Origin of the sequence: Kitasatospora sp. NPDC059812, assembly GCF_042732075.1 — a bacterium.
Classification (GTDB): domain Bacteria; phylum Actinomycetota; class Actinomycetes; order Streptomycetales; family Streptomycetaceae; genus Kitasatospora.
This window is the reverse complement of record NZ_JBHWIO010000060.1, coordinates 25,002-39,263: the sequence shown is the minus strand read 5'-3', so window position 1 is coordinate 39,263 and position 14,262 is coordinate 25,002. Positions and strand designations below refer to the sequence as shown.

The 14,262-nt window shown below is 72.0% G+C and carries 11 protein-coding genes; 7 read left to right on the top strand and 4 right to left on the bottom strand.

Annotated features, from left to right (window positions below; all coding sequences use genetic code 11):
* Positions 1-669 precede the first annotated feature (669 nt).
* The 5 genes from ACFV6D_RS26410 (at position 670) to ACFV6D_RS26390 (ending at position 5,395) form a co-directional block, all read left to right on the top strand.
* Positions 670-1,548, top strand: a complete 879-nt coding sequence (locus ACFV6D_RS26410) for a phytoene/squalene synthase family protein (protein WP_380561318.1) — start codon at positions 670-672, stop codon at positions 1,546-1,548.
* Positions 1,549-1,673: 125 nt separating this feature from the next.
* Positions 1,674-3,893: an MMPL family transporter gene (locus tag ACFV6D_RS26405; protein WP_380561317.1), complete on the top strand. Its 2,220-nt coding sequence runs from the start codon at positions 1,674-1,676 to the stop codon at positions 3,891-3,893.
* 48 nt (positions 3,894-3,941) lie between these two features.
* Positions 3,942-4,613, top strand: coding sequence for a hypothetical protein (locus ACFV6D_RS26400; protein ID WP_380561316.1), 672 nt, complete (start codon positions 3,942-3,944; stop codon positions 4,611-4,613).
* A 135-nt stretch (positions 4,614-4,748) separates the two neighbouring features.
* Complete coding sequence (locus ACFV6D_RS26395; RefSeq protein WP_380561315.1) at positions 4,749-4,916, top strand: hypothetical protein; 168 nt, start codon at positions 4,749-4,751, stop codon at positions 4,914-4,916.
* Complete coding sequence (locus ACFV6D_RS26390) at positions 4,913-5,395, top strand: YncE family protein (RefSeq protein WP_380561314.1); 483 nt, start codon at positions 4,913-4,915, stop codon at positions 5,393-5,395. Before ACFV6D_RS26395 ends, ACFV6D_RS26390 begins: the two co-directional genes overlap by 4 nt.
* 126 nt (positions 5,396-5,521) lie before the next feature.
* Here ACFV6D_RS26390 and ACFV6D_RS26385 read toward each other — a convergent pair whose 3' ends face one another.
* The 4 genes from ACFV6D_RS26385 to ACFV6D_RS26370 all read right to left on the bottom strand — a co-directional run bounded on the left by ACFV6D_RS26385 (position 5,522) and on the right by ACFV6D_RS26370 (position 10,855).
* Positions 5,522-6,823 carry a glycosyltransferase gene (locus ACFV6D_RS26385; RefSeq protein WP_380561313.1) on the bottom strand — a complete coding sequence of 434 codons (1,302 nt, stop codon included), beginning with the start codon at positions 6,821-6,823 and terminating at the stop codon, positions 5,522-5,524.
* A 268-nt stretch (positions 6,824-7,091) separates the two neighbouring features.
* The gene (locus ACFV6D_RS26380; RefSeq protein WP_380561312.1) at positions 7,092-9,149 is read right to left on the bottom strand and encodes a glycoside hydrolase; all 2,058 of its coding nucleotides are present in this window, start codon (positions 9,147-9,149) and stop codon (positions 7,092-7,094) included.
* Positions 9,150-9,370: 221 nt separating this feature from the next.
* Positions 9,371-10,117: a tRNA-dependent cyclodipeptide synthase gene (locus ACFV6D_RS26375; protein WP_380561311.1), complete on the bottom strand. Its 747-nt coding sequence runs from the start codon at positions 10,115-10,117 to the stop codon at positions 9,371-9,373.
* 192 nt (positions 10,118-10,309) lie between these two features.
* Positions 10,310-10,855, bottom strand: a complete 546-nt coding sequence (locus tag ACFV6D_RS26370) for a hypothetical protein (protein WP_380374451.1) — start codon at positions 10,853-10,855, stop codon at positions 10,310-10,312.
* An 819-nt stretch (positions 10,856-11,674) separates the two neighbouring features.
* Here ACFV6D_RS26370 and ACFV6D_RS26365 point away from each other — a divergent pair.
* Together ACFV6D_RS26365 and ACFV6D_RS26360 are read left to right on the top strand one after the other, a co-directional pair.
* Positions 11,675-12,319: a sensor domain-containing protein gene (locus ACFV6D_RS26365; RefSeq protein WP_363373859.1), complete on the top strand. Its 645-nt coding sequence runs from the start codon at positions 11,675-11,677 to the stop codon at positions 12,317-12,319.
* Positions 12,316-14,253 carry a DNA/RNA non-specific endonuclease gene (locus tag ACFV6D_RS26360; RefSeq protein ID WP_380561310.1) on the top strand — a complete coding sequence of 646 codons (1,938 nt, stop codon included), beginning with the start codon at positions 12,316-12,318 and terminating at the stop codon, positions 14,251-14,253. The genes ACFV6D_RS26365 and ACFV6D_RS26360 overlap by 4 nt, the downstream gene beginning before the upstream one ends.
* Positions 14,254-14,262: the final 9 nt, after the last annotated feature.

The following is a 14,262-nucleotide window of genomic DNA, read 5'->3' as shown; positions in this document are numbered from 1 at the left end:
CCGTGTGCGGTATAGACATCTGTTGTCGGGCGGCCCGGGGCGCCCCCCCCGCCCCCGCCGCGGCCGGGGGGGGGGGGGCCGCGCCCCCCCCCCCGGCCGCGGCCGCGCGGGTCGCGGTCCCCTTGGCCAGGACGGGCGCGGCGAGGGCGGTGAGCGCGACGGAGGCGAGGAGTTGCCGTCGTCCGATTGCCATGTGATTCCCCCCAATTCGAGATCGGCATGTGATCACGCCAAGGCGAGGTTAGCGCATTGTCGGGCAGGCAATGCCGTGGGACGTATCGAGCAAATCGCCGGGGGGAAAAGTTAATTGACGCACGATCATGTCACTTCGTTCACTTTCTGCCCATCGGACGCATTTCCGGAAGAGCCCGTTCCTGCACAGGTGGAATCGGACCAGCGGGCGATAAGACGACAAACTGAATCCAGCTCTGTGCGGCCGAGTAGGGGGAGGCCGGTCGCGTGATATGACGGCGTGTCATCAAATCCACGCCGATCGACCTGCGCGACGATGAGCCCGCTTCGGCGCCCCACCTGCGGGGCCGCACCCGGACGGCCCTTCAGGAGATGTGCGGCCGCCGGCTCGGAGCGGCAGTCCGACCACTCGCCGTAGGAGTTCCGTTGTATTTGGACCGCTGGTCATTGGACCGGGCCGGCATCACCGATCACACGTTGCGGGAATCGTACGAGTTCTGCCGGCGCATGCTGATCTCGGTGGACGGGCGGGCCTACTGGGCGGCGAGCTGCTGCGCGCCGCCGGCGGTGCGCCCGCACCTGTGGGCGGCGTACGCGTTCGGCCGGCACGCCGACCAGCTGGTGGACGGGGGTGACCGGCCGGGCCGGGCCGAAGAGTTCGAACGGTGGGCCGAACACCTCACCGCAGCTCTCGAAGGCGGTGGCGACGGTAATGCGGGAGATCCGATCACACGTGCGCTGACGCACACGGTGCACAGCCGTGGCATCCGCGTCGAGGACCTGATGGCGTACGTGGACGGCCTGCGGATGGAACTGTCCCCCGCCCACTACCCGACGTTCGCCGAACTCCGGCCCTATCTGCGGGCCGTGGGCGGCGCCCCGGCCCGGATCCTGCTCCGCGTCTTCGAGGATCCTTCACCCGCCGCCGAGCAGGCGATGACCCTGCTCGGGGAGGCCGCGCAGTTCACCGACATCGTGTGCGACATCGCCGAGGACCTGCGGATGGGCCGGCTGTACCTGCCGCTGGAGGACCTGGAGCGCTTCGGGCTGACCTGCGACGACATCGCCGCGGAGCGCAGCAGTGCCGCGGTGCGCGAGCTGCTGCGCTTCGAGGTCTCGCGGGCACGGGAGCTGTGGGAGGAGGGCCTCGACGTCCTCGACCTGGTGCACCCGGCCAGCCGTGCGGCCTTGCAGGCCGGAGCGGCGTTGCTGCGCGCACCGCTGGAGCGGGTCGAGCGTCGCGGCAGCCCGGCGGTGGGCGCCAAGGCCTGGACCGCGGCACCGCGCACCGCGGCGATCCTGGTGCGCAGCCTGCTGCACCCGCCGGTCGGCGCCGCAGTTGCGGTACGCCCGTGAGCGCCCACGAGGTCACACTCCCCGCCCAGCCCGCACCCACCCAACCCGTACCCACTCAACCGGCACCCGCGCCGCCGCAGGCGCCCGGCCCCCTGTCGCGTCCTCCCCTCCTGTACCGGCTGGGCGTGTTCTCGGCGCGCCGGCGGGGGCTGGTCTGCGGTGTCTGGCTGCTGGCGGTCGCCGCGTCGATCGGGCTGCTGCCGCACTTCCTGTACTCGCTGCGCGCCCCCGTCGTCCGCGTCGACGGATCGGAGTCGGTGCGGGCGGACGAGTTGGCCGCCAGGGGCTTTCCGCTGCTGGGGTCCGAGCAGCTCCTGCTGGTGTTCCACTCCGAGCAGCTCGATGCCACCGATCCCCGCTACGTCGACACGGTCGCGTGGACCGCGGCCGCGCTGCGTCACCAGCACGGCGTCCGGGCCGTGGCCGTGCTCCCGACCGCCGAGCAGGCGGCCGCCTCGCCCCCCGCGGACGATGTCGGCGCGCTGATGGCCGCCCTCTCGCGGCTGCGCCACGATCCTCACAACGCCTACGCGCTGGTCGGGCTGGGTGGCGACGAGAGCAGACGCCAGGAGCGGATCGGCGCCCAGCAGGCCCAGGTGGGGCGGGTGGCGCAGCACTTCAGCGACGGCGCGATCAGCGCCGCCCTGGTCGGCAGGACGCCGGTCAACGACGACCTGCGCTCCGTCGAACTCGCCGATCTGCGCGACGTCGAGGGCGTCGCCGTGATCCTGGCCCTGGTGGTGCTGCTGCTGGGCCTGGGCACGGTGGGCGCGGCCCTGGTCCCGATGGTGCTGGCCGGCGCCGCCATCGCGCTCACCTTCGGTCTGATCGCCGCGGTGGGGCTGATCGACCCGACGCTGCGTCCCGACACCCTGCTGGTGACCGTGGTGACGGTGGTGGGGCTCGGCATCGGCATCGACTACGCGCTGTTCGTCGTCGTCCGCTTCCAGGAGGAGATCGCCGCCGGCGCCCCACCGGAACAGGCCGCCGGCCGGGCGCTGGCGACCAACGGCCGGACGGTCTGCTACTCCGGCGCGGTGGTGGCGGCCGCCGCGACGAGCATGCTGCTGCTGCCCTCCCGGGTCTTCCGCGACCTCACCGCCGGGACCTGCACCGTGACGGCCGTGGTCCTGGCCGCGACGCTGACCCTGCTGCCCGCCGCCCTCGCCGGGGCCGTCCGCTGGCTGGGGCGCGGCGCGCTGCCCGGCCTCCGTCCGGCCCGCCAGGACGTCGGCGATGCGGAGGGGCAGCCGTGGGCCCGCTGGGCGCGGCGCCTGATGCGGCGCCCGGTGCCTTACCTGCTGGTCGGCCTGGTCCTGCTCGGCGCTGCCGCGGCCCCGGCCCTGGGCCTGAGCCTGGGCGTCGACTTCGGACGCCACGCACTGGCCGGCACCCCCTCCGGCGCGGCTCTGGCGGTCCTGGAGAGCGACGCGCTCGCCGGAGCGGCGGGCCAGGTGACGGTCATGGTCCCGCACACCGCCGCCGGGCCCGCCCCCCAGCTCCCGGCGCTCCTGGATGCCTTGCGCGCGCAACCGCAGGCGGCCGTCGTCCAGGCCGTCGACAACGGCCGCGACCTCACCATGGTGGTCGTCGTCCCGGCCGTCGCCCCGGACTCTCCGGCGGGCGTCGAACTGGTGCGTCACATCAGGGAGTTGACCGAGCCGCTGCGTCAATCGGGCACCCCGGTCGCGGTCGGCGGGTTCGGCGCGCTGCTGCTGGACATCACGCGGGAGGTGTCCGCGACGGTGTGGTGGGTGATCGGCTCCGTGCTGGCGCTGTCCCTGTGCTACCTGGTCTTCGTGTTCCGCAGCCTGCTGTTGCCGCTGAAGGCCGTGGCGATGAACCTCCTGGCCACCGGGGCGAGTTACGGCCTGACGGTGGCGGTGTTCCAGCACGGCTGGGCCCAGGGCCTGCTCGGGTTCACCTCGACGGGCCGCGTGCAGGCGTATCTGCCGGTGATCGTCTTCGCCGTCCTGTTCGGACTGTCCATGGACTACGAGGTGTTCCTGGTGCGCCGGATCCGGGAAGAGTACCTGGCCACCGGCGACAACACCCGCGCCGTGGCACTGGGGCTGCAGCGCACCGCGCGCCCGATCACCACCGCCGCGCTGGTGATGGTGCTGCTCTTCGCCGGCCTGCTCGCCGACCGGGCGCTGGAGATCAAGGAGATCGGCTTCGCGCTCGCCGTGGCCGTCGCGCTCGACGCCACCGTCGTCCGCCTGCTGCTGGTGCCCACCGTCATGCGCCTGCTGGGCGAATGGAACTGGTGGCTTCCGGCTCCTCCGATCCGGTTCCGCACCCGCGCGTCGCGCAGGGATGACGGCGCATCCAAGCAGGGTCTGTAAGTATGCGAACGATAATTGCCCCGCACTTCCCTCGAACCAGGAGACAGCATGCGCACCGGTCGATATGTACTGGCCCTCTCCGCGGCCGCCGTGGCGATCACCGTGGCCGGCCTGACCGCACCGCCCGGCACCTTCGACTCCCACGCCTCGGCGCAGGCCCGCGCCGCGGCTGCCGCCGCCGAGCAGGACCTCGCACTGTCCAACGGCCAGGCCGACGTCCAGCTCACCGGTCGCGCGAACCTGACGCTGGACCAGGCCGGCATCCAGGAGAACCAGAAGGGCGGGGACACCACGGGGCTCGTCGACGACGAGACCCACTGCTCCGGCGCCGGCGGCACCGCGAACCTGATGCCCGACGGCGCCCTCACCGGCACCGTCAGCTGCCAGGACGACGTCGTCTTCACCCCCACCGACGAGGCCGGCGCGGACAACGGGACCACCGGCCAGCAGGTGGAGGTGACCCAGATGACCGAGAACCTGGCCACCGGCGAGGTCGACGTGATGCTCGACGGCCAGAAGGTCCCCCTGCTCACCTGCCCCGGCCGCTCCTCCGACGTCACCGTCAGCGAATCGAGCGCGCAGACCGACGACGTGGGATGCGACGTCACGCCCGGCGCCGCCGACACCTTCAACAAGAAGTTCGGGGTGAGCGTCTTCGAGCCGGGCGACGAGATCGCCCACGGCACCGGCAGCGCCACCGCGAAGACCACCACCAAGTGATCCGCACTCCCGACCCGGAAAGGCCTCCCCCATGACCGACCAGAGCACGGTCGACGACTCCCCCCGCCACACCGCTCCCGGCCACGACTGCGCCGCGCCACTCTGATCACCGCCGCCTTCACCGCCGCGGCCGCGGTGGCAGCCCTGACCTGGGGACGGCAGACATCGGCCCAGGCGGCGGACGTCCCCATCGCCTACACCTACGACATCGACAACAGCCTCATCTACAAGTTCAACACCAAGGACCGCACCCGGTCGGCGACCCGATCACCACCGCCAAGTACGGCAGGGACATCGCCGTGACCAAGGACGGCAAGTACGCCGTGGTGTTCCTCTCGGTGGACCGCACGGTCGTCCGCTACGACCTCGGCCGCCCGGTGGTCAGTCCGGACGGCAAGTACCTCTACGTCCCCATGACCCGCGCGGGCTCGGTGCTGGTCCTCGACGCCGCGACCGACCAGCCCGTCGGCAAGCCCATCAGCGCCTGCGACGGCCCCGCCTACATCGCCCTGAACGCCGACGGCAGCCGCGGCTACGTCTCCTGCTCGTCAGGGGACGCGATCGCCATCGTCGACACCCAGAAGGCCGTCCGGATCGGCGACCCCGTCAAGGTCACCCGGGACCCCCTCGGCTCCGCACTGACCGCGGACGGCAAACAACTGTGGATCGCCCACGGCTTCGGCCACGCCGTCAGCGTCCTGGACACCACCACCAACACGATCGACGGCGCCCCGATCGACTTCCCCAAGAACCGCGCCATGGTGGGCATCAGCATCCGCTGAGCCCACACGCACACGCGCGCAGTCGGGAGCGGTGGCCGCCCGGGCGACGAGATCGCCCCCGGCCGGGGGCGGGCGGCTTCCCCCGGCCGATCGATCTCCCCGAGCGCCCGGCGGCACCCTCGGCGGTCAGCCGAGCGAGTCCACCAGTTCGGCGATCGCCGTCAACGGCTGGTGGGCCGCGAGTTCGGCGGCCAGGTCGGCGGCGTTGGCGCGGTAGGCCGGGTCGGCCAGGACCCGGTCGACGGCCTCGCGCAGCTCCGGCTCGCCCGGGCGCCCGGTGCGCAGGTCGACGCCGACACCGCGCCAGGCCACCCGGGCGGCCACCTCGGGCTTGTCCTCGCTGCCACCCGCGACCACCAGCGGCACCCCGAAGGCCAGCGCGGTGTGGACACCGCCGTAGCCGCCGTTGCTGATCAACACGTCGGCGTGCGGCAGAAGCCGGTCGAACGGCAGGTAGCCGGCGGCCCGCACGTTGTCCGGCAGGCCGCCGAGCGCCTGCGCCAGCAGCTCGGGCCCGTCCGGGCGGACCGTGGCCGCGACCACCAGCAGGTCGGGGCGGTCGGCCAGCGCCCGCACCGCGGGGACCAGCAGCTCGGTCAGGTCGTCATTGGCCAAGGTGCCCTGGGTGACCACCACGACCGAGCGGTCGGACGTCAACTCCGGCCACCACTGCGGCAGTTCAGCCTCGACCCGGCTCTGCGGAGCCAGCGCGCCGATGTAGCGCAGCGAGGCCGGCGCGTCACTGCGCGGGTACTCGAACCCCGGGACGGTCAGCTGCAGGTAGTGGTCGGGCCCGGTGACGGCGGCGTTCGCCCGTGGCCCCGGCGGCAGTTCGGCCCCCACCCCGGCGAAGACCTCGGCCGCGTACTGCCGCAGCGGCTCGCCGCGCAGCGCCGCCTCGGCGTTCAACTCCCGGTTGCGGGCCAGCCCTTCCGGTCCCGCCTGGGGCGCCAGCGCGAGGCCGAAGGGCGCAGTGTCGACACTCTGCAGCATCGGCGGGGACACCCCGATGCCCACCACGGCCGGCCGCTCCTCGCGCGGATGGGCCAGCGCCAGAGCCACCGCGCCGTGGAAGAAGCAGTCACCGAGCACGACCGTGGCCGGGAACTCCGCCAGCAACGCGCGCAGCGCCCGGTACTGCGCGGGCACCGGGTCGATGAAGATGTTCCGGGCATCGAAGGCCAACCGCTGCGGCCCGGGCGGCAGTTCGGCCCGGCCCGGGAAGGAGTCGTTGATCCGGCGGTCGTCGAAATCCGCCTCCGCCGGCAGGGCGACGAAGCGCGCCCCGGTCTCCTCGGCGGCCCCGGCGAACCGCGCCCCGCCGAGGAAGACCACCTCGTGCCCGCGCGCCACCAGGTCTGCGGTGATCGCCAGCAGCGGCGCGGTGTGCCCGTGCGCGGGCATGGCGGCAGTGATGATCCTGGACATGTGAAGCCCCCCAAATTCGTTCGTCGGCCGGTCCATGCGCACCCCGTGGTCGTCCCCGCGCACCCGGCCACAGCGCAGGCTAACCCACCACGCCGCGTCCGCCCGACACCGGCGGGACGGCGGCGGGGCGCGCGGGGCGGAGGCGGGCGGCGGCGAGACCAGGCGGGACGGGCGGGGCCGCCCGTCCCGCTGGCCCGTCAGCTCGTCAGCTCGTCAGCTCGTCAGCTCGTCAGCCACGGTCGTCGGCCACGGTCGTCGGCCACGGTCGTCAGGAGACCACGTCACCCGGGCAGAGCCGCTGGGTGCCCGGGCGTCCGCGCACGGTGGCGTCCACGCAGCCGCCCGGCAGGCCGTCGTGGACCGTGGTGCCGAAGTTGGCGGTGACGGTCAGCGTGCCGTCGCCGAAGACGGTCCGCTGCACCAGGTGGTCGCCGGTCAGCCAGCGGAAGGAGGTCAGCTGCCGGGTGCCGGCCGCCTGGTGCAGCGGCGCGAAGTACTGCTGCAGGGCGGCCAGTTCCCGCAGGTTCTGCCCGTCGCGCGGGTCCTTGTCGCTGAGCACGAAGTTGAGCGGGGTGTTGTCGAGCATCGCCAGCAGCGCGCGCGTGGTCTTCTGCTCCGGCAGTTTGCCGAAGGGCAGTTCCCAGCGTTCGACGTTGACCAGCGAACCGTGCAGCGCCGTCTCGTACAGCGGCACCCGGTACCGCGGGTCGTACATCGCCTTCAGGGCGGCGGCCACCCGGGCCTGGTGCTCGGGCTTGAAGTCCGTGGTCCGCACCGGCTTGAAGAAGGTGGCGGCGGCCTGTTCCGGGGCGTAGCCGCCCCAGGCGCCGTCGTCCTTGGGGTCCTGCGGCCCGTTGTCGAAGTGCCCGGACTCCATCGCCCACAGCCGCCCGTCCACCGGGGTGCCCGAGCCGTGGTCGAAGGCCAGCACCTGGTTGGCCCAGGAGCCGGCGGACTCCGAGCCCAGGACCAGCGGGGCCGGCCGGCCCATGGACACGTCGTACGAGCCGTCCGTCAGGCGCCGCATCCGGGCGAGCCGGTTGGCGCGGTCCTCGTCCATGGTCATCGCGTGGCCGGGGTCGAAGTCCCGGAAGAGCTCGCCCGCCGCGTCCACGTCGAGGAAGTAGCTGTCGGCCCCGTTGGCGACCAGCGAGCGGGTGCGGTCCGCCAGGTAGTGCTGCTGCGGCTCGGCCTGCTCGAACGCCTGCGAGCTGAGGTAGCAGCCCTTCTTGTGGAAGCCGGGTTGGGGCGTCCCGTCGGCCCTGACGACGCAGAACCGGGGGTAGACGTCGTCCGGCCAGACGGAGTTGGGAGACGAATCGTCCGTCTTCTGCTGGCCGTTGGCGAAGGAGTCGTACGGTCCGACCAGATAGCCGGCGGCCTCGGCGGCCTTGACGTCCTCGCTCGCCATCGGGGAGTCGTCGGAGTCGTAGCCGAGCCAGAGCCGGGAGACGCCCAGTTCCTTGAGCCGGTCGAGGTAGGCGGGCCGGCGGGCGCCGCCCCAGGCGTAGGCGTGGAAGGCGCCGAGCAGCTTCGCGGTCTGCGGGTTCTGCTTGATCTTTTCGCTCAGGCTGCCCAACTGCCCGTGCTCCGCAAGCCAGTTGCGGTAGTCCACGGCCGGGGCCACCGGGGAGCCGTCGGTGAGGGAGAAGGCCACGGTGTACGTGCCGGTGCCGTTCCCGGCGGCGAACCCGTGCTCGGCCGTGGCCCGCAGCCGCCCGTCCTGGGAGGCGAACGTCAGCGACGTGCCGATGTCGGTGGGGACGATGTAGCTGACGCCGGTCCGGCCGGGGCGGAGCGTGTAGCCCCACATCGGCATGGACAGCTGCGAGCTCAGCTCCTGCTCCTCGCCGACCAGCGCCCCGTCGGAGGAGTTCCAGAACGGGTCGTCGACGGGAAGGGACAGCCCCTCGCCGCGCGGGAGCTGGACCTCGGCGGCGGCCGGGTCGGTGGCGGTCACCGGCCACCGCACCGAGGTGTCGCCGCCGCTCCCGGTGGGGGCGGTCCCGGTGAGGGTGGCCAGCAACCGGCCGTGATCGGCGCGGACTTCGGCCCGCAGGCCCTTCTCCGGGTACGACCAGGCCGCGCCGCTCGCCGTCCTGACCGGGTCGCTCGCCCTGCCCAGCCCCTGGTCGGCCGGAGCGGACAGCAGGACCACCCGCCCGTCCTCGGTCCGGGCCTCGGCCCGCAGCGTGGCCGCATCGATGGTGGCGGTGCCGCCGCGTACCGGCACGTCGACGCGCCCGTCATGGACCCGCACCCGCAGCTGCGAGGCGGAGCTGGCGCTGGCGCTCGCCACGGTTCCGGACACCAGCGCGGTGGCCACGGCGAGGACGAGAACGGCGCGCGGAACGTGCCCGCGGGCGGGGCCCGCAAGGGATGGCGTAGATGACGTATGAGTACCGGTGTGCATGACACAGTGATACGGAGGACTCCTAAGAAGTCCTTAAGAACCGATCATTGACCACTGGTCATGCTGACGGCATCCGGGCTCGGACGTGCTGGTCCGGCGGTCCGGCAGAGCGCCCGGCGGGGTGAGGGGCGCCGTCAACGCCTCCGCAGATCGAGCGAGACGACGGTCAGCCGGCGCAGTTCCTCCGGTGCGTCCGGGTGCCGCCCGTCGGTGATCTCGGAAAGGGTGCCGAACGAACCGGGGTAGACCATGACGGAAAGGCCTTCCTGGGCAAGACACGCGAATATCGCGGACTCCTCCAGAAAGTACTGTGCGGACATTTCGACCCGCCTCTCCAGGTCTGCCTCGGCGAGTTGGCCGGAATACCTGGCGTGAAAGCGCCGCCCGAACGCATCGACGGACTCCCGGAAGTTCCGGTCGGCCCGGCGGTAGTCGGTGAGGCCTCGATGGTGCTTTGCGTAGGAATCCCACCGCTGCACTTCGGAGCAGCGCAGGAACGTGAATTCGGTCCGCTCGCGTTCGGCCTCGAACAGGGCCCGGGTGTCGGCGATGAAGCGGTCGCCCAGGGCCAGCGCCCGGGAGAGCGCCTCGTCCTCCGGCAGTCCCTGGGTGGATGCCAGGGTGATCCGGTGGATGCTGTCCCCGACCAGCACCGTGCAACGGCGGAACCGCCCGGCTATCCAGCGGAGCATCGCGGCGAGTTTTCCCGGAGCGAAGTTGCCGTTCTCCAGGCTGACGCCGAGGAAGCACTGGCCCCGATCCGCCAGTCCGGCCCGCCGGGCCGGAGGGGAGACCAAGTCGACACTCGCCTTGTAGGAGGTTTTCGGCCGATTCTCGGAGATTCCTGATATGCCGACAGAAGCCTGTTCGTAAGGAGGCACGCGAAAACCCCTCCGGGCTATCGAACGAGTGAGCGATGATCGGTACGGGATCGAAGTTAGGTTTCGCCCGATCAAGCGTCAAATTGCTTCAACTCGCCCACAGCACAGTGGCCGGGCCCGGAGTGGACCGTGACTCCATCAGCCCGATGGCTTGAGGCCTCCTAAGTCTGACGGTGTGTCTCGCCGAGTTGTTCAGTGTTCGGCGGCGCTGCGGAACTGCAGGGCGATCGCCCCGGCCTGGTGAATGTCCGTGATGCCGAGGACCGCGACGGAGCCCACCGTCGAGGCGTCGCCCCAGCGGCACACCACAGCTCCTCTGCCGATCTGGTGCCCGCACTGCATGGCTCCGCCGAGCGGGCCGGCGTCGACGTCCTGGGGGTCTTCGATCTTCGCGCCCGCGAAGAAGTTGGTCAGGCCCCAGGAGAGGGAGTGCGTGGCGTTCTCCCGGGCGAGCTTGGGATCCCACTGCGTAGTGGAGGCGTTGAAGACGAGGCTCGGCCGGGTGCCGTCCGGCGTGTCCGTATAGAACCAGTAGCGCTCGGGGGTCGCGCCCGGCACCCGGGCCGACAGACCGACTGCGGCCTCACCGGTGATCAGGTGGTAGCCGGCGACGGTTGCCGGAGCGTCGATGGTGCGCCCGGCCGGGCCTGACCGGGCCGCAGGGCCGTAAGAGGAGTCCGAACCCACCTCTACGACCACTGCGATCACCCCGGCGCCGACGAGGAGGAGAGTCGCCACAATGCTGACGCTCCTGCGCCTTCTCCGCACCGCGGCGACGCGGGGCGCCTCTTCGAGGGTGCGGGCGACGGGGTTTCGCCAGGTGCCGGTGAACCGCCAGGCGAGAAGGACAGCGATCAGAGCGGGTATACCCCACGTCCCCATGGACTGTCCGATTTGGTACGCATGCGAATGCGTGTCAACAGCGAGAAGCACGTGGCGCATCGTAGCGGGCCCACTCAGCCTCGGGAGCAGGCGGCTGCCCTCCGTCCGTGGACGGACAAGCAGGCTGTACGCCTGCTCCGGGGGCTCGGACTCCTCACCTCCGAGCGATCCTCGGAGCCCGGTGGTCCTCCGGGAGTCCTGACTCCTCGCCGCCGAGGGTTCCGATCCGTCGGCTCGGCGCGGCACGACGCGGGTTGATCCAACTCTGGATCACTGACTGGCAGTTGGTGGTTTCGGCGAAATGCTCAGACGGTCCTCAAATCCGACCGGAAGGTCTTGCCCCGCTACGCTGGATGAGTGACGGTATGTCCCGGCTTCGTTTACAGAACGCAACCTGAGTCGCCCGGATGGCGGCGTGTCGTGGGGGAGATCAGCGTGGCCGAAGACGCCGACTACATCATTCCGCCGCCGTCGAGCCCGGGCGGTGATGGCACGTCAGGCGCTGGGGCGGCCCGCCCTGTTGGGCCGCCTTCGGCATCCGGCGCGGCGCCGTCGCCGCAGTCGCAACCGCCGTCGCCGCAGCCGCCGGTTCCGCAGCACGCGCCGACGGCAGGCCCGGGGAGGCCCCGGCTCACTCGGGTACCGCGCCACTGGCAGCTGATCGTGGCCGCGGTCGTGCCCTGCCTCGTCCTGGCCGGCATCGGGTGGTGGCTCTGGCCGCAGCAGCCGACGAGCCTGCCGCCGCACGTGGCCGCGGGTACGGTCCAAGCGGACCTCGTGAGCCCTGACGGCGTCAGCCGGCTGGCCGGGACGACGCTGGTCGCCGGCCCGCAGTCGGACCGGCCGCACGCCCCGCTCGCCGTGTCACCGTCGGAATGCGCCGTCGCGGCGGGACCGACGACCCAGTCGGTCTACGGACAGGCGTGGACCGCGTTCCTGTCGGCGACCTACCAGGACGCAGGGGCCACGGGCGCCTACACCGTGAACCAGGTCATCGGCGTGTTCCCGGACAGCGAGAAGACCGGCGCGGCCTTCCAGGCGCTCACCGACGGTCTCACCAAGTGCCCGTCCTCGACGGTCACCGACCAGGCAGGTCGTACCGCGAAGTGGGCCTACACGGCCCACCCTCCCACCGAGGTCGCCGTGGCGTGGACGGCGGCGCAGGACGGCGCACAGGACGGCGGCGCGCAGTGGGCCTGCCACCACCAGGCGCGGGTGAAGGGCACGAGTCTGGTCCAGGTCGCCGTCTGCCAGGCGGGCGACGGCCAGCCGACCACCGCGAAGCTCGCCGACGAGCTCACCGGGAAGGTGAGCGGATGACCGCGTCCCCGTACGAACCGGCCGCTCGCCACCGGCGAACCGTACGGACGACCGTGCGGACGGCCATACGGCGCGTCGTTCTCCTGATGCTGGCGGCCGTGCTGGTGCCGGTCGTCGGCGCGGGAGCGCCCGCGTTCGCGGCCACCGGCGCTGCGGCCGTCGCGGCCCAGTCGGGCGGCGTCGCTCTCCTGGTCCCGTCCGGGGACGTCGCGGCCGCCTCGGCGGACCTCATCCGGGAGATCGAGGACTTCAACCGGCAGGAAGCGGAGATCGCGCAACAGGGCAAGGCCGTGGTCGCCGAGGCGGAGCAGATCACCAAGGACGCCGCCGCCCTGCGCAACGACACCGCGGCGTTCGAGAGCAAGGCCGCTGCCGCGAAGCAGAAGGCCGGCAGCTTCGGGACGCGCGCGGCGGCCCTGGCCTCCAGGATCGATGCCCACAACAACAAGCCGCACACCTTCCAACTGCCCGCGCAGGCCGCCGCGTCCAGCGCGTACGACGCCGAGGCGAGCGAACTGAGGGCCGAACAGGCGCAGCTCCAGGCCGAGAAGGGCAGCCTTGAGAGCGAGCAGTCCCAGCTCGGGCAGGAGGAGTCCAAGCTCAGTTCCAGGCAGTCCCAACTCGGCGCCGCCGCCAAGGCCCAGGAGGCGAAGGCCAAGGCGCTCCAGGCCAAGGAGCAGCAGCTCCAGCCCCGGGCCCAGCAGTTGCTCCAGCAGATGGCCCAGGCCACCCAGAGCCTCGCCGACAATCCACCGGACCCGGCGGCGGCGATGGACCAGGGCGGTGACGCGGCCGCCCCTCCGCAGCACCGCGCTCACGCCCCGTCCCAGCGCCAGAGTCAGAGCCAAAGTCAGAGCCAGAGCCAGAGCCAGTCCCAGAGCCGGAGGCGGGGGGCCGACACCGTCGACACTGCCGACACCGCTGACACCGCCGGCACCGCCGACAGCCCGTACCAGCAGCCCCGGACCTCCGCCCTGAAGGCCTACGCGAAACAGGCCGGCACCACCGTCGACATGCGCCCGGGCACGGCGTACCTGCTGCCCGAGGCCGTCGGGCAGCTTCCCGCCGCACAGGCGGCGCAGCTCGGCAGCCCGTCCATCGCCTACGACGGGCTGGTCCGCAAGCCCGACGGGACCTACACAGCCCTCCAGGTCCAGATGCCGGGGGCCGCCGCGGCCCCCGCCCTGGAGGTCTTCAAGACCGCCATGAACCGCCGCGGCAAGCTCGTCGCGTACAAGGCCGGCGTGAAGCTCGTCATCGACGAGATCAAGACCGTCCAACCCGCGCCGGAGCCCCCGGACACCGGCCCCGGGAGCCCGTCGCCCTCCCCTTCCGGCAAGGCCGCCTGCCTGACCCAACCCCGGGGCAGGCCGAGCGGCAGCGGATGGATCCTCAACACCGAGCAGTCCGTGCCCAGTCGCAACCGGACCGCGGGCCCGAGCCCCTCCGGCACCCGGGCCCCCGCGCCGGCCACCAGGGCCGGCAAGGCGGAGGCCTGCCTGACGAACCCCCTGGTCAAGGGGGACGAGGCCGCCGGCGACATCACGGGCTGGGAGGACGCGAACGCGCAGTCTCCCGGTGGCGGCCTCGCCCGCTGCCATCTGATCGCCAACGTCCTCGGGGGGAGGGGCAGTCACAAGGAGGACTGGATCAACCTCGTCCCGTGCTACCAGCTCGGGCTGAACATCAAGGGGATCAGCATGAGGATGTTCGAGGCCAGGGTCCAGAAGGAGGTGAACGCGCTGTCCGCGGACGGGAACGCCGCCGTGTACTACGTGGTGACGCCCCTCTACCGGGACGACAGCAGCACCATCCCGTGGGGCGCGAGCATGAGCGCCACGGTCCAGCTGCCCGACGGCGCGTCATGGCCCGTCTTCAACGAGCAGACCCTTCTGAACATCCCCGAGAACGGCGGGCCCGGTCTGGGGAACTGAGACCGGGCA

Coding starts and splice junctions, on each gene's coding strand:
- ACFV6D_RS26400 (WP_380561316.1), top strand. CDS start 3,942: ATGCGCACCGGTCGATATGTACTGGCCCTCTCCGCGGCCGCCGTGGCG.
- ACFV6D_RS26385 (WP_380561313.1), bottom strand. CDS start 6,823: ATGTCCAGGATCATCACTGCCGCCATGCCCGCGCACGGGCACACCGCG.
- ACFV6D_RS26360 (WP_380561310.1), top strand. CDS start 12,316: ATGACCGCGTCCCCGTACGAACCGGCCGCTCGCCACCGGCGAACCGTA.